Genomic DNA, 19,309 nt, shown 5'->3' with positions numbered 1-19,309 from the left:
GGGAAACTGATTCATTAAGGATATGGAGAACTGCATTTTCATCATGCCTCTTTCGTTTTTAATGTCTTGGCGAGCTTATTGACTGCTCGCTTGAATTTGTCACCACGATCCTCGTAATTGTCGAACAAATCGAAGCTGGCACAGGCCGGAGACAGTAACACAACATCTCCATCATTTGCCCACTCATGTGCCTGATGAATCGCCTTTTTGACTGAATCAACCTCTGCGATTCGATCCAGTTTAGATCCGAAAAACTCAGTCAAAGCGCTGTTATCCTTACCCATACAGATCAGTCCTTTCACTTTTTTCTCTACCAATTTCTCGATCTGCTTGTAATCATTTCCTTTATCGATTCCTCCGGCAATCCAAATGATATCTCCTTTCACACCATCCAGCGCATAGTAGACAGAATCGACATTGGTAGCTTTCGAATCGTTGATGTATGCCGCACCATCTATCTCCTGCACGAATTCCAATCGGTGAGGTGCATTTTTAAAGTTTTTAAGTCCCTTCAATACTTTTTCAATCGGCACCTCCATGCAAAGTGCACTCAACACAGCGGCCATGCTGTTGACCATATTGTGTTTCCCAATCAATGAGATTTCAGAAACTGGTATTTTATATTCAGCATTATCCTTCTTGAACTGGAAATTAAAAATCAGATGCTCTTCCTTTAGATAAGCGCTGAGCTTGTTATTGTTAGAAGCTGACATGGCAAACATGCTTGCCTCGATTTTTCTGCGGCTAATTTCTTCTGTCACCGGCTCAGAATCTGCACAGTAGATGAAAGCCTGTTCGTTCGTTAGATTCTCTACAATTCTGAATTTCGAAGTGACATACTTATTGAAGTTGTACTCATACCGATCCAGGTGATCCGGAGTGATATTCAGTAACACAGCCACATCCGGTCGGAAATTTTGGATCCCGTCCAATTGGAAACTACTTACCTCCACGACATAATAATGATAGCCACCTTCTGCAACGAGTCCGGCAAGGCTTCTTCCAACGTTTCCCCCTAATGCCACTTTATAACCTGCGGTTTTCAGCAAGTGATAGGTTAGCATCGAAGTAGTCGTCTTTCCATTGGTGCCGGTAATGGCAATCACTTTTGCCTTATCGATAAATCGATACGCAAACTCTATCTCAGAAATGACAGGTATGTCTTTACTCACAATTTTTTGAACCAATGGAGCTGTATCAGGAATACCAGGGCTTTTCACCACGAGTGCAGCCTTCATAATGAGTTCTTCCGAGTGGCCACCTTCTTCAAAATCTATTTTCTGACTTTTGAGCGTCCTTCTCCGGTCTGGAGCCAGGTTTGCTCCGTCAGAAAGGAATACATCATAGCCCTTTTGACGAGCGAGTATGGCAGCCCCAACGCCGCTCTCTCCTCCTCCCAATATGACTATGCGTTCGTTCATTATTCTTCTTCTTTTTGTTTTCGGTCAATAATCACATCAAAACATCTGGAATAGATCGACATCAGGTCGTATCCATCCTTTACAAAGTCATTGATCAAAGCGATCTTCTGCTTTTTATTGGCCAGCTCAAGCTGATCAAGGATGAAAAGCACCTCATCTGTTTCATCCTCTAGTTTCCCCATTATTTGATTGAATACCATTTCAGAAGGTGCCTTTAGCAACTTCAAAAAATGATCATCTATCTTACGCGAACATCGAATTAGCATGGATGTTGCCTGCACCAGGGTGCCCGATGGAATGAGCTCAGAAAGCTGCACCGCACCTTTCTGGAATTTCTCGTTTAATTCATGGATTTCTGTTACTGTCATTATCTGATTTTTAGCGTTGCAAGTGTGAAAATGGCTAGGAGAATACCCATGATCCAGAACCTTCCTACGATCTTGGCCTCATGAATCCCCTTCTTTTGATAATGGTGATGGAGCGGCGACATCAAAAAGATGCGTCTTCCTTCCCCGTATTTCTTTTTGGTGTACTTGAAATATGACACCTGAATGATCACCGATAAATTTTCGATAACCAGTATCCCACATAGTATTGGGATCAATAATTCTTTCCGAATCACAAACGCCAAAACGGCGATGATTCCACCTAATGAAAGGCTTCCGGTATCACCCATGAAAACCTGAGCCGGGTAGGCGTTGTACCAAAGGAAACCAATGCAGGCTCCTACAAAGGCAGTACAGAAGATCACCAGTTCTCCTGAGTTTGGAATGAACATGATGTTGAGGTAATCTGAGAAAATCGCATTACCTGATAGATATGCCAGAACAGCTAATGTCAGAGCGATGATTGCACACGTTCCTGCTGCCAGCCCATCGAGTCCATCGGTAATATTCGCTCCGTTTGAAACTGCTGTAACGATGAAGATGACAACCCCTACATACAGCACCCATGAGTAATCAGATAAGAACTCAGGAAGCAACCACTCATAGTTGAATTCATTATTAGAAACAAATGGTATCGTAGTAAGCAAGGAGTTTTCATCCTTAAATGCTTCCCCAGAAAAGTCACGAACCACAATGTCTTCATGGAATACCATAACCAGTCCCACTAGCAGACCCAGACCGATCTGTCCGGTCACTTTGAATTTTCCTCTGAGCCCTTCCTTGTTTTTCTTTTTTACTTTCAGGTAGTCATCCAAGAAGCCGATACTACCCATCCAAAGTGCGGATATGATCAGCAGAATAATGTAGATATTGCCCAGGTCTGCAAAAAGAAGTGTAGGGATCACAATACCGGAAATGATGATAATCCCACCCATGGTAGGCGTTCCTTTCTTTTCCATCTGGCCTTCCAATCCTAGGTCACGGATGGATTCTCCCAGCTGGTACTTTCGAAGCATATTGATCAGCTGCTTTCCAAAAGTGATTGTAATTAGCAATGAAAGCAATGCCGCCATCCCAGCACGGAATGAGATGTACTGAAACATTCCCGCTCCCGGGAAGTCTATTTGATTGAGATATTCAAATAAGTAGTTCAGCATCTTTCGATTATAGATTTATTTGATATTAGATTATACATCCCCCTGCAGCCGCACAGCCTAGCACACCCCCCTTTATAAGGGGGATTATTTCTTGAGATATTTTCTAAAACTGTATTCATTAGTTCAATAGCTCTTTTAATACCTCTCTATCGTCAAAGTGATGGCGTACACCATTTATCTCCTGATAGGTCTCATGACCTTTCCCAGCCACCAAAATGATGTCCTGATCGCTTACCAGATTGCAGGCCGTCCGAATCGCTTCTTTTCGATCTGTAATCACCATCACATTCCGTTCTTTTGATTTCGGTATTCCCTCTTTCATATCCTCAATGATCTCTTGTGGATCTTCGGTTCGTGGATTATCTGATGTCAGAATAATCTTATCACTGAATCGCGCCGCAATACCCGCCATTTTTGGTCGCTTGGATTTATCTCTGTCTCCCCCGCACCCTACTACAGTCACCAACGTCTCATTTTTGGTTCTGAGATCATCGATTGTTTTAAGTACATTCTCCAAAGCATCCGGCGTATGCGCATAATCTACAATGGCCATTACATTGGATTTATTATCTACTTTTTCGAATCGGCCACTAGCTCCGGTAGTAGTAGAAAGCCCACTTAGCACATCCTCTTTTTCCTCTTCTAGAAGCACAGCCACAGCGTAGGCAGTAAGCAAGTTGTAGGCGTTGAATTCACCGATGAGTTTGAACCAAACGTCAACCCCGCTGAAATTCAATTCTAACCCCTGGAGGGTATTATGAATGATACGGAGCTTAAAATCCGCCATCGATCGGATACCCATGCGATGTTTTTTCGCTTTCGTATTCTGAAGCATCACGGACCCACGTTTGTCATCCACATTGACCAATGCGAAAGACTCAGATGAAAGGCCATCGAAAAGCAGCTTCTTCGCTGCGATGTACTCGTCAAATGTTTTGTGGTAATCGAGGTGATCATGACTGATATTGGTAAATACACCTCCGGTAAAATGAATACCTGCCACTCGATTTTGTACCAGGGCATGGGAGCTCACTTCCATAAAAGCATGCGTACAACCACTATTGACCATTTCAGCCAAAAGCTGGTTAAGTTGTACTGCATCCGGAGTAGTAAAGCTGGTGTCTAAGACCTTATGGTTAATCTTATTCTCTACGGTTGAAAGTAAGCCCACCGAATAGCCCAGGTTTTGGAAAAGCTCAAACAGTAGTGTTGCACAAGTGGTCTTGCCATTTGTACCTGTGATGCCTACAAGCTTCAATTTCTCTGAAGGTCGTCCATAGAAATTCGATGCGATGATGCCCAGGGCTTTCGCTGAATTGTCTGTCTGAACAACAGTAATGTCTTTATCTAAATCTTTAGGAACCGACTCACAAACGATCACTTTGGCTCCTTTTTCAATAGCTCCCTCTATGAAATCATGACCGTCCACGGTTAGTCCTTTCACTGCAACAAAGAGGAAATCCTTTTCCACTTTACGTGAATCAAAGGTCACTCCAGACACTCTCTCATCACGGTTTCCTGTGATGGACTTAAGCGAGACGCCAAACAATATGTCTTTTAGTGTTTGCATCAGCTCAGACGAAGTTTTATGGTTGTGCCTTTAGTTAATCTTCCTCCTGGTGTCATAGATTGTGTTGCGACACGCCCTCTACCCTTCACTTCTACTTCCAGGCCTAGATTTTCCAGTACATAGATCGCATCACGCAAAGTCATACCTCTCACGTCAGGTACCACTTCATATTTTACTGGGTTACCTTCCCAGTATACCGCATCATTGATGACATCTGTAGTCACCCATTCGGTCTCGGACTTAGCATGATTGGAAATACCTAGTTGATTGCATATCATGGTGAGCTCCTCACGCTTTCCTGCCTTGATGTATGGGAATACGCCAGTTACATACGTGCGTTCCTCAGTTCCAATTTCATGCATATCCAGCTCCAGGGAGTAGATTTTATCTGCTATTTCTTTGAAGACAGGAGCAGACACATCACTTCCGTATATCTGGTAGCCTTTTGGATTGTCGATCACTACGATGCAGCTGTAGCGTGGAGCCTCAGCCGGGAAGTAACCTGCAAACGACGTGTAATACTCACGCACATAGCGACCATTTTTTACCTTTTTCGCGGTTCCGGTTTTACCCGCAATTTTGTAATGGCTGTGATTGATGTTTTTAGCGGTACCACGCTCAACCACACCTTCCATCATCAGCTTTACTTTCCGTAAGGTCTCTTTTGAAGCGATTCGTTCGTTGATGATTTCCGTATCAAATTCGTCTACCATGCGATCTGCTTTCATCACTCCTTTCACAATCATCGGCTTCACCATTTTGCCATTGTTGGCAACTGCATTGTAAAGTGTCAACATTTGAAGAGGTGTCATTTTCAACTCATAACCATGTGACATCCACGGCAAACTCACACCACTCCAGGTACTATCAGATGGATCTTTGATGTATGGTTTACCCTCTCCTACCATCTGAAAATCAAGTGGTTGGTGAAGGTTCATTCGCTTGAGGTAATTGATGTATTTCTCCGGGTTATTTCCAAAATAATGTGAGATCAACTTGGCCACACCAACATTAGAGGACTTCTCAAACACCTCTTGAACGGTAAGCCTTCCAAATCCTTCTGGTGTATGATCCCGCATGGTTTTATCAAAAAATTCGAGTTTACCATCTCCGGTATCCACCGTATCTGAAAGCTTGATGTCGGTTTCTTCTAACAGTGCAATCATGCTTGCAAGTTTGAAAGTAGAACCGGGCTCCCTTGATCCTTGACTTCCCACGGCATAGTTGTAGCGCTCGTAATAATCTCCTTTACTGTTTCTGCTCAGATTAGAAATCGCTTTAATCTCGCCGGTTTTTACTTCCATTACGATCGCCACCCCATAGTCTGCATCGTGCTTTTGAAGCTCGTCAAGTAACGCGGACTCTGTTACATCTTGCAGATCAACATTAATAGTCGTTTGAATATCGTAACCATCCACAGGGCGTCTTTCGGTACCGTCATAAATCGGTCTCCAACCCCCGCCGGCCATTTTTTGGTACAATCCCTTGCCGTTGATACCAGCCAGTTGCTTGTTGAAGCTATATTCCAATCCTACGACTCCACGGTCGTTGGCATTGACGCTACCAATGGTTCGAATGCCTAAATGGGAGAAAGGCAGAAAGCGTTTTTCTACCTTTTCGAAGATAACTCCTCCTTTTAACCGACCTTCCCGAAAGAGCGGCCAGTTTTCCATATTCTTTTTGTCCTGGTAGCCAATTTCTTGTCTGTTGAGTGTCAGATAACGACGACCTTTCTTTCTGGCTCCATCAATTTTTCGCTTGTATTGAGTAGGCGTCAGATCGCCATAATACCTGGAAAGAAGGTAGCAGAGTGAGTCAATGTTGTTTTTGTAAAGACCATTTGAAGGTAAGTAAGGATCAATCGCCAACCGATAGAATGGAAGTGACGTAGCTAGTAAACTTCCATCATCCGCATAGATGTTGCCTCGAGTGGCTTTCACATTCATCACCTGCATGCCGAGCGTCTCACCCATGCTTCTCCACTTCTCCCCTTCCACGTACTGGACTTTAGCAATACGGAAAATCACCGCTCCTGCCACCAAAAAGGTCAGCAAAAAGGCGATTCTTACGCGTAGTACTATGTCTCGTTTGATGCTCATTTTTTAAAGTCAACAGTCATCCGTCGACAGTCGACTGATAGACTGTGGACTGACCGTTGGTCAATTTCAAAAAATATTATTTTGTTACCTGTAATCACTTTGTTTCAACTTCCCTGATTAAAACCGGTAATTCCTTACTTTCTTTTAAGCCGAGCTCTGCTGCTCGTTTTGCCACCTCTGATTGCTTGCTTTCATACATGAAATCAGCCTTCAGGGTCGTATAATCTGCTCTCAGGTCTTCAACTTCTGTTTCCAGATGATTGATGTCCCGTATTTTCTTTTCTGCGTAGTGACGATTGCCGATGTACAACAGACATAAGAATGCTAGAAATAGAATTTGGGGAAGAAAACGCACGTGTATCACCTCGCTCATGGATGAGTCCATGCGTAGAAAGCGATTGATGAGACGGAATAAGCCTCCTCGCTCTTCTCTTTGTGGTAATTTGTAGGTGTTCTTCATTTTAGTTGCGAGTTTATAGTTGTGAGTTACGAGCGTGTTTCGAGAAAACTCGAAACTCATAACTCGTTACTCAAAACTTATCTCTTTCTGCCAATACGCAGCTTAGCGCTTCTCGCTCTGCTGTTTTCTTCAATTTCTGCCGCTGTGGGAATGATGGGTTTACGGTTCACCGGGTCTAATACCCTAATTGGATTCCCGTAAAAGTCTTTTTCATCGATCCCTTTAATATTTCCTTTGTTTATGAAATTCTTGACCGGCCGGTCTTCCAATGAGTGATAACTCATCACCACGAGCCTGCCTTCTGCCTTTAGCACCTCGCCTGCCTGTATCAAAAATTCCCTGAGTGCTTCCATTTCTTCATTTACCTCTATTCGTATGGCCTGAAAGACCTGTGCGAGGTATTTGAGATCCCGACCTTTCGGAGCATTTTTCAGCGCAATGGCTTTCAATTGCTCGTTGGTCTCGATGGGCTGGTTCATCCGGAAGCTCACAATCTCTCTTGCAAGTGTTCGTGCATTCCTGATTTCCCCGTATGCACTCAAAATATGTATCAGATCCTTTTCCTCGTATTCGTTGACTACCTCCCTGGCGCTTTTAGCTGCGGCCTGATCCATGCGCATATCCAACACACCTTCTGCCCTAATGGTGAATCCACGCGATGGCTCATCAAACTGATGGGAGCTAACTCCCAAATCCGCCAGGATGCCATCTACTTCCGTGATGCCATGTAGCCTGAGGTATTTTTTCAGGTATCTGAAATTTGATTCAATAAATGTGAAAGAACATTCGCTCCCGGAGGCATCTAGCTCCTCCTGAAGCTTTAGTGCATTTTGCTCAGCGTCTTTGTCCTGATCAAAAGCAATGAGGTGGCCGGTTGTCAATCGATCAAGTATCGCTTTGCTGTGACCGCCACCTCCAAAGGTCACATCCACGTATACTCCGTCTGGTTTTATATCCAGCCCGTCAAGGCATTCCTGCAGCATGACAGGGTTATGGTATTCATTCCCCTCATCCCCAGCCCTTCTCCCCGAGGAGAAGGGGGCTTTTTCATTTTTAGAATCACTCATCTAAAAACTTCTGCGCCAGCTCTGAGTATTCGCTATCGTCACTAATCATGTGCTTGTCAAATACCTCAGGATTCCACATTTCTATATAGTTGCCCGTGCCGATGAGGAGTGCCTCCTTTTCTATTTGTGCATGAGCGAGCATCTGTTTTGGTACCAGTATTCGGTTGGCGTTATCCAACTCCACCTGGGCGATGCTCCTGAAAAATGTCCGTTTCAACTTACGCTGCTCCGGATCGAATTCACTAAGTGAAGAGATCTTGTGGTGTATTTTTTTGTACTCCACCATCGGATACAGGATGAGGTTCGGTTCGAATCCCTTCCGTATCACTAGTTCTGTAGTGGAGACCTCCGGGAGGTTGCTCTTGATCTTTGCAGGCAAGACCAACCTCCCTTTAGTATCCAACTTACACTCATACTCGCTTGTAAAAAACGCCATACTGAGCCTTGAAAAATATAAACCACCGAGACAAATGTAATCAACTTTTCCTATTTTCCTCCACTTTCCCCCACTTTCATACACAAAATATAAGAAAATGCGTATTTGATGTTTAAATCAATGATTTTAAGCAATAAATGAATGTTCTGTGAATGAGTGAGTTATGTAAACCAACAACTTTAGGTACCTATTTTGAAAAATTTTTGGAATTTGATGCTTGAAATTTGGGATTTCAGGTATTTGGTGGGAGATGGTGGGGGAATTGGAAATGGAGGGTGAAGGAATGGAGAAGTGTATAGGTCCAATCAAATGACCCTCTATGTCCGATTGTAATGGCCTCTTCGGAAATATGTCACTTTTACGAAAAAAGTATTTTCCTTGATTTTAGTTCTCCAGGATTACTTTTGAGCTATATAGGAAATGGTTTAGTAGAAGTCCTAAACTGGTTTGTTGTCAGCTTTACGTAAAAAACTATAATCTTTGGATATGCAGTTTGCCCAAATCCTAATGCTTTTATGAACTCTTCTAGTACCAATAGTATTATTTGCTATATTTAATCGGCATTGTGGGACATAATTACCATATCATCGTATTCACTTCTTGCTCTTCTTGCAATTTCAGCCGCAATTGCATTACTCATCAAACGTAATATGAAAAATACTCTCCAAGAATCTGAGGAAAAACAGAGATATGCCACTCAAAATAGACGTTCCATTTAAGGACAAAGATGAAGCGAAAGCCAGAGGCGCTTTCTGGGAAGCAGAACTAAAAACTTGGTATGTACCGAACCACAAAAAATATGATGATTTCTTACAGTGGATTAATAGTGATGATTTCTCGATCATAGCCCAAACACCATTCTATATAGCTAAAAATCAAAGAAAATGCTGGAGATGTTCTGAACTGACTACAGTAGTATCGTTAGCATCTAATAGATTCTTTGAGCTTGATTACTTGAATGAAGGGGGTAATGATGAAGCAATTGCATGGTTTCCTCAAAATTATTTTACCTTTTTCAGCTCTCCTACCTATATAAATAAAGAAACAATTGATTTGATAAGTCAGAAGTTTCCTTTTTATAAACTTGGTTTTTCTAAAACTATAAATGGAAAGTACTGGGCAAACCACTGCGAAAAATGCAATTCACTTCAAGGTGATTTTTTTAATCATAATGAACCAGGAGGGGCTTTTTCACCTATGTCAATAGAAGAGTGCCAACAAATAACTCTTATGGAGGTTCCAGCCAAATTTGATTTAGCGATTCAAGCTGGCACTGGATGGAGTAGTTTAAATGAGGAAATTATCGAGCTCTCAAAAAGAGTCAAATGGGATGATATTTGATTTGAACGGTTTACTATGATCAAATAAAACCAGTGATAATTTTTACAGCTAACCCGAGTCCAAAAAGATCTTCCATTTAGCCTTAATCTGTACAGAAGTGCGACTTGCAGCAAAGTCGAATTTGAAAATTTGTTAGTTTTCTATAATGCCAAAAAAGAAAAGACATCATTATATACCTCGCTTCTATCTCAAACAATTTTCGGTAAACAATGAGGGAAAATTCATTGGATTATTCAATCTCATGAATAACAAATTTGTGGATTCAGCACCTTTAAGGCATCAAGGCTATAAAAACTTTCTTTATGGACAGGATGATGATATTGAGAATGCTTTGGCTATCTTAGAAGGGACAGTCGCTGAATTCTTTTATTATTGGACTGAGGAAAAGCAACTCCTTCCCCCACCACCTGAAACTAATGGGTTCAAAGTATTAAAGCAATTTATTTTATATCAAGCTTTCAGAGTACCTAAGTCCGGCTTAAGTATTACTGATACATTGAATGAAAGCATAAAAGTATTGTTTAAGGAGATTGATCCAGAACTATCCGATAAGCTTAAAGGGTATAAAATTATTTATGAGAATCCAGTACTACTCTCGCTACTTCACTCCATAGAATACGAACATTATTTAAATTTCCTTGATTGTAAATTCTTGGTTAACCTGTCTCCTTTACCGTTTATTACCTCAGATGCACCAGTAATTTTCTACAATCAATTAATGGAAAAGGCTGGAACGTATACTGGATCGACGGGGTTAGTGGCAAAAGGACTTCAAATATTCTACCCAATACACCCTAGACTTATGATCTGTCTATTTGATTCAAAAGTTTATGATTTCGGTGATGGATGTGAAAATTGTTTCGGCACTGAATCTTGGATTGATATTCATCAATTAAATGGGCTACAATTTATTAATAGTGATAAACAAGTCTTTTTCGATAACACTATTACAGAAGAGTATGTAAGAAATCTTTCTAAAGATTTTTCCGACTATAGAGGCAGTAAAAAGCATATTAACGAAGTTGTTAATTTTGGATCAAGAAAATTTTTTCTAACCAGTTCTGAGGATGAACATATAGATTTAAAGTTGGATTTTTTTGACCTTGTGGTGAACCCAGAAGATTATAAAGGCCAATTAACACCGTTAAGGCATCCATCACTTAAGAGAGACTCAGAACAAAAATTCTGAGAAACTCTCAATAAACTATGTTGATTGGGACTTGTCATCAATAGCAAAATCCTTATCAAATCACACACCAAATTTGATAGATCATTGGATATTAATATCGAAGGAGTGACTCGAATGGTTTCTCAAAAGGTTGCTGAAAATGTTATGTTTCTGAAAGCTCTTAAGTTGATGAACTCTCAGTAGTCAAGTAGCTTACTTACTAAAAATGGTAACAGTATTCTCACCATAATTAGCAACATACATTTCCTCATTGAAGATTAGTACATCAGTCGGTTTATTGAAATGATTGGTAAATGTGTCAAGTAGAACTCCTTCAAAATTATAGGTCAAAACACGGTTGCCATAAAAGTCAGTAACAAAAATTTCCTTTTCATAAACTTCAACCCCAGTCGCTACTTTAATATTTTCCTGCCATCCGATCACTTTGATGAATTGTCCATTCCTGTCAAATACTTGTACCCTGTTATTATAGGCATCAGCTACCACAACTCGATCTTTCGTTAAAGCAACATCTGTAGGGTAATAGAGAAGACCGTCTGTTCTACCTTCACTACCAATTTTTATGATTTTATCATCTTCAATAAGTAGAACTCGGTGATTGTAAAAGTCTGCTATTGCCATTGTTTTATCCAGCATTGCTATGCTTGCTGGAGCATCCAAACTGTCACCAATTTGGATTGATCTTAATTCTTCATTCTCGAATGTAGCAATCGTATCTGAAGTGAAGTTGGGAATGTAAACGATCTCTCCATTGCTGGCTATATGCATTGGTCTGTTCAGGTTTGTTAAACTATCCAAAACCTGGCCATGATTGTTGATTTGGAGGATTCTATTGTTGTCAGGGTCAGAGATCCAAAACTGGTCACCTTTCAAAGTGAGCCCCAGTGGACGAACGTCCTCCGGAAGCTCAATCTTTTCACTAAATGTCCACTCTTTTTCAGATGAGCACGAAAATAGGAATGCACAAATTAGAATCCATAACTTAATCTTCATCAATTACCTTCTTTATGGTTCTGGCTGTAAATCCGGCATCTTTCACCTTCTTTCGTATGGCCTCTTCACCAAGCACTTTCCCTTCTTCAACGGTCAAAAGGGCAAAGGCATTTTCAACATCAATTTTAATGGCTGAAACGCCATCTAAATCCTTCAGTTTCTTCTCTAAACCGTAAGCACAGAAAGGACATGACAGTCCATCCACTTCCACCTTCACTTTTCCTGTCAAATCGGTTTGATCTTGGGCTTGCAGGCCAGTGGACAAGACCACACCTAACAATAGCATTATGATATTTTTCATCATCTTCATTTTTGTTAAAACAACAGAACTCTGGTTCCTATTCGTATAATGTAATTTGTTTTTTGTCCTTCCGGTGCTGGGTCATCCAATGGCAATTGAATTCCACTTTCAAACAGTAACTTTCTACCAACAATGTATTGAATACCTGGTGCGAAAAACAGGTTGTTTCCTACTCCATCAAGAACATAGTTGCCCAGCAATTCAGCAAAGATGTTTACCTGCTGAGGTGGATACTTCTGAGGAAGTAGCGGGTAGCCAAAAGCCAATTTGTAAATGACATTATCCGGTAAATTATCTGAGGTCGCATTATATCCTACCTCAGTATATAACCCGTACTTGGTTGTCACATAACCGGTTACAAGGGATAAACTGGTTTGATTGGCTCCAGTTCCCAATGTGGGGGTTTCTGAAGTGTTGCCTGTAGGAAAAACCTCCGTCAATTTGAGCAATCCGCGAAAGGTCTTTGCTTTTCCATCTTTTTGAAAAAGCTGGTACTTAGTAAAGACCTGCAGATCACCAAACCCTGACCTGCTGTCCATTCCATTGGGAGATTTAGCAACAAAAGGAGCTACTACACCTACCTGCCATTTATTGGTGATGTTGTAAGGAAAAGCAACCGGGTGAATGTATGCGTTAGCGTTTTCCATTGACACAATATTTCCAAATGTCCGAACCCCACGACCTTCAAGGCCCAACATGATTGGAGTATCCGTAAAGATGGGAGGTCCCTGTGCAGCAACATCCATAGCAACCGCAAGAAAGAGGAAAACTGAAAAGATTGATTTCTTCATACTTGTTGACTTAAAATGAACATAACTAGAACAAGAACAGCGACTACCCAGGTGAAAACTTTGGATCGCATAAATGGTGTTTGCGCATCTTCTGCACATGAGGAACAATTGGATTTGACTGGTTTATAAGCCTGATAAAAACTAATTCCCACCATTAAGAATGAAAGTCCCCAAAGGTATGGACGCAAGGGATAGACCCATGCGAGATAGCTGCTTCCAGCACCTAGTGCAGTTATTGCCGAGCTCCAGCAGCAAAACTTTGGGGCAATAACTGTCAGAAATGATGACCCTAGAGCAACGGCCTTTTCTAAACTATGCAACATGTAGGATCAATTTAAAGGTTGACCAATGCCTGACTCAACCAAGCTATCACGTGTGATCTCCTGATTCTTACAACATTCAAGAAGTTTACCATCTACGGCTATTGCAGGGACACGTTTGACTTGATATTCTGTCAGCTTATCCAAACAAGCTTTATCCTCACATTGCTTCACAAGGTCATAAATGGTAATCTCACAATCATTACATGCCAGTTCCCTGACCATAGATACCACGGGATCACATACCGGGCAATTGGCAGTAAATACTTCTACATTTCGTTTCATTATTATTCTTTTTTGGATTTAAATAAAAGCTGAAACAAACGTACGGGGTGCTATAGGGTGGTCTCCAAGAAAAAGTTTAGAAATTATTTTTTATCCACCTCATTGAATCGATCCAGGTTCTTTTTTAGTCGCGATATTTCTTTCATTTTTTCGGTGAGATCATCTGCTCCAATCGCCGGAAATTGTTGTCGTAGCATCTCTATTTGTTCTTCATTACCACAATTGCCAGGGCAAGCGCTTGAAGTTTCGGATATCTTAATGGCCAGGGATTTCCTAAATGTTTCGTCCAGTAAGAGGTAGTGTGCTTTATCTAAGCCACTCTTTGCTGCCTTGAATTGTATGAGAATCTTTTCCGGATCTTTTTCTTCCTCCAACATTTTTATCAAGCCATCCATTTGGCCTTTGATGCTTTGAAGTCGGGTTTTTATGTCTTTTGTTAAGTCTTTGGGTAGCATATCAATGGATTAATTTCGCTTCTCATTAAAAATCAACTTGTTGTGAAATGGATCGGTTACCTCCATACAGAGGTCTTTCCATGGAGCTTTACTGATACCAGGATTGTTGTATTTGTAGTTCTTCTTTTTTAGGCCTTTATGGAATTCCTTTAAGCCACTGCAGTTTATGAAGACCTTTGCTCCTGGAGAACAATCGCCATGATGCTCTGTCAAGTGCAGTACCATATTACCATTTGAAACTTGTAAGTAGATCGGTGCATCATCATGAAAGCGATGTTCCCAATCAATTTTAAACCCCAACCAATCGACGTAGAATTCAATGGTTTTTTTATAGTCAAATATTCTTAAAACAGGGATTACCTCTGACGCTTCCATGTTGTCTTGATTAGTTCATTTTCCTTTCACACCAATCAATGGGAGAGAAAAGAAGGCATGCTAAATGCGTATGCTTACCTGAAAAGATAGCTGGTATTGTCATCACTTCACAGCCTGGATCTGCTCGGATACCTGCTAGTATTAAGGATGCGGATAGAAAGGTTAAAGCTCCAGTAGCTGCTGGACCCCCATACCCAAGTAAGAAAACGGCAAGGAATGGACCGAAAGCCAAAATCGCTCCAAGCACTCGATCTATTTTTGGTGTAAACCGAACAATAGCGATATGAAGAAGGGCATAAAAAGCAAGAAGGCCGATAGCCCATGAAAGTCTTATAAAGACTCCCTCCCAACTAACATCACGATATACTGGCCAAACTTCTGTAACAAAGAATAGCCCCAGGCAGAATCTAAAAATTCGTCCTATCATGCGCGCCTTGTAAACCGGTTTTTGACCTGCATCCATAATCAGCAATCACAGGTTCCATTTTGTATCGGTGGACACTTCTTAGTGCCATAACTGCAGTACACACAGCAATCACCTGATTTGGGCTTCAACACCTGGTGGCAATTTTCACACTCGTAGAAGTACTGGCATGCATCTGTAGGCATGTTTTCTTCCTTTTGATGTCCGCAGTTTGGACAGGTGATGGTTGATTCTAATGTTATTTCTTTTTCCATTTAACTATCCTTTTGGAATTTTGCATGATGCACTGCACCCCTGATGGTCACAGCTTTTAGCGGCACTGGAGCAGGCACTCCAAAGCTCATCTACAGTCGGCATGTTATCAGACCCGATGAGGTCATCTCCGAATTTCTTGATTTCTGACAATCTGGCCTTATAGGATTCCGGATTACCAAGGTCTTTCATTGATTCAAAATTCAGGAAGAAATCATAGAATTTTTCTGTAATCTTATCTTTCAACTTTGCTTCATCTGAGGCGCTGAGACTTGATTTTTTCTTGATTGATACAAGGATTTGATCTGCAATAATTCCAGCCTCCTCTTTGCTGAGCTTGTCAACATCTGAGCCTTTTAGCCAATCGGACTTAGCCTGAAATGATTCCAAGTTTTCTGCATATCCATCCATTAATAATTCACTGGCATTCACCTTATGTTTGGTAAAAACCTGATTGATCAAATTTCTTCTGGTCATAAAATCCGGTTCACTCCAAACCACTGCTATAACAGTACCTGCTCTATTTAACCAGGCTTCATCAACTGATTCTGAATTCTCAAAATCATTCAAAACCGGTTTGGCACGACTGCCGCAACCAATAGTAGGTGCAGCATTGCAAACGAGAGGCACTTTGTAAAAGCTAACGTTACCATTATCTGTTGTTATTGTTGAACTCGTTTTCTGGTCATCAATCACCTTGTACCCTGTCTCATTGATTGCATCGATTATGTCGCTCTGATTCACTTTTGAAGGGTAGTATTCTATCGTAGTTGAACTGGTAGCATATATGGCGTCAACTGATTTGACCCCTTCAAGTAAGCCAACCTTATGTTCGATGGAAGCTTCGCATCCTGCACAAGTCATTCCCTTTACATCTAAGACAATCTTATTTGTTTTGGTTGTGTCTTGTTCAATGTAGGCGACAGGTGTCTGACCTCCTCCATTGGAATAGAAAATATGTGCGTAGCTGGGAAACGAGAGCATTAAACGGCTATCTACAAAAAATCGGCAAAAAGTACAACAGCTTGATAATTAAAACCTTACAGCCTTTGTAAGCTTGAATTAGGCCTTTAAGGTGGATTCGGTGTAAATATTCATCGTGTTGATTTCCAGGTAGTTAAAAGGCACTATACAATTAAGCTTAATAAAAACAATGATCTTTCTCTATATTTTTAATAATAATGATCAATTAACTTAAGGTCTTGAGGTAGTTTTAGGCCCAATCTGATTTCTGCTATGCTAATTGGCGAGTCTATTCCTGGTTCACTTCCTTCAGAATATTCACAAAGCCAAGAATCAAAACCTTGTAATTCTACTTTCATTTTCCTATTAAAATGATTGATTACTACATACTTTCCGTCCTTAGTTTTTCTATAGAATAACATGGCGTCTTGACTAAAATCATCATTTTCGTCCACTCTATTGGCATACCCTCTTAGCCGATAAAGTGTCTCCTGGATGTGATTACCGTTCATTAATTTCATATCTTCTTAAAAAAATCTCTTACAATTTGTGAAGACAAAATCTCCTTGTTTCTATTCCAATATTCATATGCTTCGTGTACAGATCCTACGGGGACTCCTTCTGGAATAAAGTTCGGCTCACCAGGTATTCTGTATGGCATTGGCTTATTGCGCCCACTTTCAATTACAATCTGAGGTAGATACTTGTTAGACGCTATTGCCTCGTTGATATTGTCTAGCGCTAAATCCTTATTGTTAGTAAGAACGTCAATTAAAACTCTTCCGTAGGTAAACTCAATTGAAGTGTCATAGTGCATTTCAAGAAATTCACGACCTTTTTCAAGATTTCGCTTATGCAAATAGCATTCAAATACAAGGTATCGCACTCCCTGATTATCCCCAGGATTTTTCACTAAAATATCATGATATAGGTCAATTGCTTGATCATATCCATTCTTGTCTTGATACTCTAAGCCTAAAATATGACATGACCTTAAATATTGTCGGTTTTCCAGGATCGACCATTTTAGCATATCTTGATCATGATCAAACTCTGGTGGAAAAGCAGCCCTTCCAATTTGGTATCCCTCTATCGCAGTTTTAAAACTCTTATCTCTCAAATTGAGGTTTTTGTAGGCAATACCTAAATGATTATGAGCATCAATGAAATACGGGAATCGGCTTGCTATGTCAGACAAAATCTCTGATGATTTTTTAGGATTTACATCGAGAATTTCGATAGCATGCCAGTATCTATCCTGTACATCCTCAGATTCAATATCTTCAGGAAAAATAAACTGCCATAAGCCGTCTAGCATTTCAGCAACAATCGGTTGTGTGGCCATTTAGTAAAAATATGAAGTAGAGGATTAAATTCAATTCTATGTATAGAATCGTTCTTTCCTATCGTTCGCTTTATTATCTAAGGAGATGAGTCTCTATATGTAAGTTTCATAAAGAAAGGATCAAAAATACCTTAACCTACCAGCCTTTTTCATAAGGAGCAAATCCTCACACTTCTCCACTTCATACATATATAAAAAGTCTGGAGTTATTTCCAAATTCGCAATAGGATCAATAATAGTACATACATACTAACTAATGATCTATTAATTTGGATTAATATTTAATTCCTCACATGTCTTGAAGATTGCTCATGAATTTGTGAAAAGTTTAAAAATCTCATTTTTCCTTTGAGGACAAATCAAAAAGTTTCTTTTTCATATGTCCAATATGAATTTTAAGGATTGGTTCAAATTTTATTTTTGCAGGCTCAGTCAAGAATCTTAGGTGACTCAAAAAAGAAATCTGCAATTCTAACCATTCACGTTCTGAATATTTAGATCCAAGTAAGTATTCCCACTCTTTTCTTAGTGCCTTGGCTCTCCTCTCCATATCTAAAGTTCCGATATGACTCAAATCTGCATCATGAAGGATTTCTTGCATTGTGGTTAAGCATGGTGAAGTTAGTTTTGTTGAAAGAATCAAGGATTTAACTGTTTCAATTTCTTCCTTTGCCACATCTCTAATTTCTAGAAACTCAGCTGCAATCCTTGCACTCATTTCTTCATGATTGGTGTAGCTTTTGACATGCCCAGTGTCGTGAAAATAAGCCGCCACTTTCAAGATTGACAAATCCTTTTCTGAAAGACCACATTGTTTACCTAATTCCATTGACACTCTTACAACTTCCTGCGTATGATTCCAATTATGAAATAGGTATTTGTGGTCTAAACTAATAAGCAGTTCATTTGTATATTGTTTGACTTCTATTATGGTTGACTCAGAAATCATTGTTAAAACACGGTCAATTTCCTTTCTAAATCTTCTTCAATATTGATTACTTGTAGTTCTATTTTTTAATTCATTTTTATCAAATTTGCATACAGTGGTTTTACGGCCTTCCTTTGGCATAGTTCGAAATATAATATCCCATAATGGTGTGCTTACACCGAAAGCACGATCGTGTTGTTGATAATGATGTATATTATGATGTTTCCACCAGAAATTAAATCTACTGGGCACAGGTAATCGATGGATCATTGTGTGTATCCACATGTAAACTGAGTATCCTATAACAAATCCCGGACTGAAGATGAGTGCTTCATGACCGAGGATAACATAAAACAAACCAAAAAAGAATCCAGCTATACCAAGTGAAGGTACTGGAGGTAAAACAGTTTTGCTTTTGTCATTGGGGTAGGCATGATGGATGCCATGAAACATATAATGAAATCCTGTGTCATAGCTTGCATCTTTAATTTTATGATAAATAAAGCGATGAAGTAAATATTCAGCAAATGTCCATGAAAACAGTCCAGATAAGAAGTAGATGATTATCAAATCAATTCTCGCATTAAACTCACTATAATATATAAACACAGCTACAGCAGATAGCAATAGATACATAGTGAAAATCAGGGCTGGATGGGACCATGTTAATGCATTTAAAATCTTGCTCCTGAACAAGCTAGGTGCTTTTTGATTGGGATATATTACTGCTTCTTTCATTCCATCTATCTTT

Annotated in this window: 24 protein-coding genes; 2 read left to right on the top strand and 22 right to left on the bottom strand. The window is 40.2% G+C overall.

Going from position 1 to position 19,309, the window contains the following annotated elements; translation table 11 throughout:
* Positions 1 to 41 precede the first annotated feature (41 nt).
* The 8 genes from murD to mraZ all read right to left on the bottom strand — a co-directional run bounded on the left by murD (position 42) and on the right by mraZ (position 8,596).
* The gene (murD, locus tag ACQK2H_RS07420) at positions 42 to 1,421 is read right to left on the bottom strand and encodes a UDP-N-acetylmuramoyl-L-alanine--D-glutamate ligase (protein ID WP_425390799.1); all 1,380 of its coding nucleotides are present in this window, start codon (positions 1,419 to 1,421) and stop codon (positions 42 to 44) included.
* Entirely contained in the window at positions 1,421 to 1,789 is a 369-nt protein-coding gene (locus ACQK2H_RS07415; protein ID WP_425390798.1) for a hypothetical protein, read from the bottom strand. The genes murD and ACQK2H_RS07415 overlap by 1 nt, the downstream gene beginning before the upstream one ends.
* Complete coding sequence (gene mraY, locus ACQK2H_RS07410) at positions 1,789 to 2,964, bottom strand: phospho-N-acetylmuramoyl-pentapeptide-transferase (RefSeq protein WP_425390797.1); 1,176 nt, start codon at positions 2,962 to 2,964, stop codon at positions 1,789 to 1,791. Before mraY ends, ACQK2H_RS07415 begins: the two co-directional genes overlap by 1 nt.
* Positions 2,965 to 3,082: 118 nt before the next feature.
* On the bottom strand, positions 3,083 to 4,534 hold the full coding sequence (locus ACQK2H_RS07405) for a UDP-N-acetylmuramoyl-L-alanyl-D-glutamate--2,6-diaminopimelate ligase (protein WP_425390796.1): 1,452 nt from the start codon (positions 4,532 to 4,534) through the stop codon (positions 3,083 to 3,085).
* Positions 4,534 to 6,633 carry a penicillin-binding protein gene (locus ACQK2H_RS07400; protein ID WP_425390795.1) on the bottom strand — a complete coding sequence of 700 codons (2,100 nt, stop codon included), beginning with the start codon at positions 6,631 to 6,633 and terminating at the stop codon, positions 4,534 to 4,536. Before ACQK2H_RS07400 ends, ACQK2H_RS07405 begins: the two co-directional genes overlap by 1 nt.
* A gap of 94 nt (positions 6,634 to 6,727) precedes the next feature.
* Positions 6,728 to 7,093, bottom strand: coding sequence for an FtsL-like putative cell division protein (locus tag ACQK2H_RS07395; protein ID WP_425390794.1), 366 nt, complete (start codon positions 7,091 to 7,093; stop codon positions 6,728 to 6,730).
* 77 nt (positions 7,094 to 7,170) lie between these two features.
* On the bottom strand, positions 7,171 to 8,160 hold the full coding sequence (rsmH, locus tag ACQK2H_RS07390) for a 16S rRNA (cytosine(1402)-N(4))-methyltransferase RsmH (RefSeq protein ID WP_425390793.1): 990 nt from the start codon (positions 8,158 to 8,160) through the stop codon (positions 7,171 to 7,173).
* A complete protein-coding gene (gene mraZ, locus ACQK2H_RS07385) occupies positions 8,153 to 8,596 on the bottom strand; it encodes a division/cell wall cluster transcriptional repressor MraZ (RefSeq protein ID WP_425390792.1) in 444 nt (147 codons plus the stop codon). The genes rsmH and mraZ overlap by 8 nt, the downstream gene beginning before the upstream one ends.
* 690 nt (positions 8,597 to 9,286) lie before the next feature.
* Here mraZ and ACQK2H_RS07380 point away from each other — a divergent pair.
* Together ACQK2H_RS07380 and ACQK2H_RS07375 are read left to right on the top strand one after the other, a co-directional pair.
* Positions 9,287 to 9,937 carry a DUF5710 domain-containing protein gene (locus ACQK2H_RS07380; protein ID WP_425390791.1) on the top strand — a complete coding sequence of 217 codons (651 nt, stop codon included), beginning with the start codon at positions 9,287 to 9,289 and terminating at the stop codon, positions 9,935 to 9,937.
* 145 nt (positions 9,938 to 10,082) lie between these two features.
* Positions 10,083 to 11,126 (top strand): DUF4238 domain-containing protein, encoded by a 1,044-nt coding sequence (locus ACQK2H_RS07375; protein WP_425390790.1) that lies wholly within the window; start codon positions 10,083 to 10,085, stop codon positions 11,124 to 11,126.
* A gap of 192 nt (positions 11,127 to 11,318) precedes the next feature.
* Here ACQK2H_RS07375 and ACQK2H_RS07370 read toward each other — a convergent pair whose 3' ends face one another.
* The 14 genes from ACQK2H_RS07370 to ACQK2H_RS07305 all read right to left on the bottom strand — a co-directional run bounded on the left by ACQK2H_RS07370 (position 11,319) and on the right by ACQK2H_RS07305 (position 19,296).
* A complete protein-coding gene (locus tag ACQK2H_RS07370; RefSeq protein ID WP_425390789.1) occupies positions 11,319 to 12,119 on the bottom strand; it encodes an NHL repeat-containing protein in 801 nt (266 codons plus the stop codon).
* On the bottom strand, positions 12,109 to 12,420 hold the full coding sequence (locus ACQK2H_RS07365; RefSeq protein WP_425390788.1) for a heavy-metal-associated domain-containing protein: 312 nt from the start codon (positions 12,418 to 12,420) through the stop codon (positions 12,109 to 12,111). Before ACQK2H_RS07365 ends, ACQK2H_RS07370 begins: the two co-directional genes overlap by 11 nt.
* Positions 12,421 to 12,434: 14 nt before the next feature.
* Complete coding sequence (locus ACQK2H_RS07360; protein WP_425390787.1) at positions 12,435 to 13,211, bottom strand: transporter; 777 nt, start codon at positions 13,209 to 13,211, stop codon at positions 12,435 to 12,437.
* The gene (locus tag ACQK2H_RS07355) at positions 13,208 to 13,534 is read right to left on the bottom strand and encodes a hypothetical protein (RefSeq protein WP_425390786.1); all 327 of its coding nucleotides are present in this window, start codon (positions 13,532 to 13,534) and stop codon (positions 13,208 to 13,210) included. The genes ACQK2H_RS07360 and ACQK2H_RS07355 overlap by 4 nt, the downstream gene beginning before the upstream one ends.
* Before the next feature lie 6 nt (positions 13,535 to 13,540).
* Complete coding sequence (locus tag ACQK2H_RS07350) at positions 13,541 to 13,816, bottom strand: thioredoxin family protein (protein WP_425390785.1); 276 nt, start codon at positions 13,814 to 13,816, stop codon at positions 13,541 to 13,543.
* Positions 13,817 to 13,899: 83 nt separating this feature from the next.
* On the bottom strand, positions 13,900 to 14,271 hold the full coding sequence (locus tag ACQK2H_RS07345; protein ID WP_425390784.1) for a metal-sensitive transcriptional regulator: 372 nt from the start codon (positions 14,269 to 14,271) through the stop codon (positions 13,900 to 13,902).
* A gap of 9 nt (positions 14,272 to 14,280) precedes the next feature.
* Positions 14,281 to 14,646, bottom strand: coding sequence for a glyoxalase superfamily protein (locus ACQK2H_RS07340; RefSeq protein ID WP_425390783.1), 366 nt, complete (start codon positions 14,644 to 14,646; stop codon positions 14,281 to 14,283).
* Between the two features lie 10 nt (positions 14,647 to 14,656).
* Positions 14,657 to 15,073 (bottom strand): hypothetical protein, encoded by a 417-nt coding sequence (locus ACQK2H_RS07335; RefSeq protein ID WP_425390782.1) that lies wholly within the window; start codon positions 15,071 to 15,073, stop codon positions 14,657 to 14,659.
* 38 nt (positions 15,074 to 15,111) lie between these two features.
* Positions 15,112 to 15,324, bottom strand: coding sequence for a GDCCVxC domain-containing (seleno)protein (locus ACQK2H_RS07330; protein WP_425390781.1), 213 nt, complete (start codon positions 15,322 to 15,324; stop codon positions 15,112 to 15,114).
* A 4-nt stretch (positions 15,325 to 15,328) separates the two neighbouring features.
* Positions 15,329 to 16,306 carry a cation transporter gene (locus ACQK2H_RS07325; RefSeq protein WP_425390780.1) on the bottom strand — a complete coding sequence of 326 codons (978 nt, stop codon included), beginning with the start codon at positions 16,304 to 16,306 and terminating at the stop codon, positions 15,329 to 15,331.
* A gap of 188 nt (positions 16,307 to 16,494) precedes the next feature.
* On the bottom strand, positions 16,495 to 16,797 hold the full coding sequence (locus ACQK2H_RS07320) for a hypothetical protein (RefSeq protein WP_425390779.1): 303 nt from the start codon (positions 16,795 to 16,797) through the stop codon (positions 16,495 to 16,497).
* A 5-nt stretch (positions 16,798 to 16,802) separates the two neighbouring features.
* Positions 16,803 to 17,630, bottom strand: coding sequence for a tetratricopeptide repeat protein (locus tag ACQK2H_RS07315; RefSeq protein WP_350206866.1), 828 nt, complete (start codon positions 17,628 to 17,630; stop codon positions 16,803 to 16,805).
* A gap of 337 nt (positions 17,631 to 17,967) precedes the next feature.
* Positions 17,968 to 18,579: an HD domain-containing protein gene (locus tag ACQK2H_RS07310; protein ID WP_350206867.1), complete on the bottom strand. Its 612-nt coding sequence runs from the start codon at positions 18,577 to 18,579 to the stop codon at positions 17,968 to 17,970.
* Positions 18,580 to 18,615: 36 nt separating this feature from the next.
* Positions 18,616 to 19,296, bottom strand: a complete 681-nt coding sequence (locus ACQK2H_RS07305; protein WP_350206868.1) for a sterol desaturase family protein — start codon at positions 19,294 to 19,296, stop codon at positions 18,616 to 18,618.
* Between the last annotated feature and the right edge of the window lie 13 nt (positions 19,297 to 19,309).

This window comes from Ekhidna sp. (genome assembly GCF_965228795.1).
Classification (GTDB): domain Bacteria; phylum Bacteroidota; class Bacteroidia; order Cytophagales; family Cyclobacteriaceae; genus Ekhidna.
This window is presented reverse-complemented; position numbering and strand designations above follow the sequence as displayed.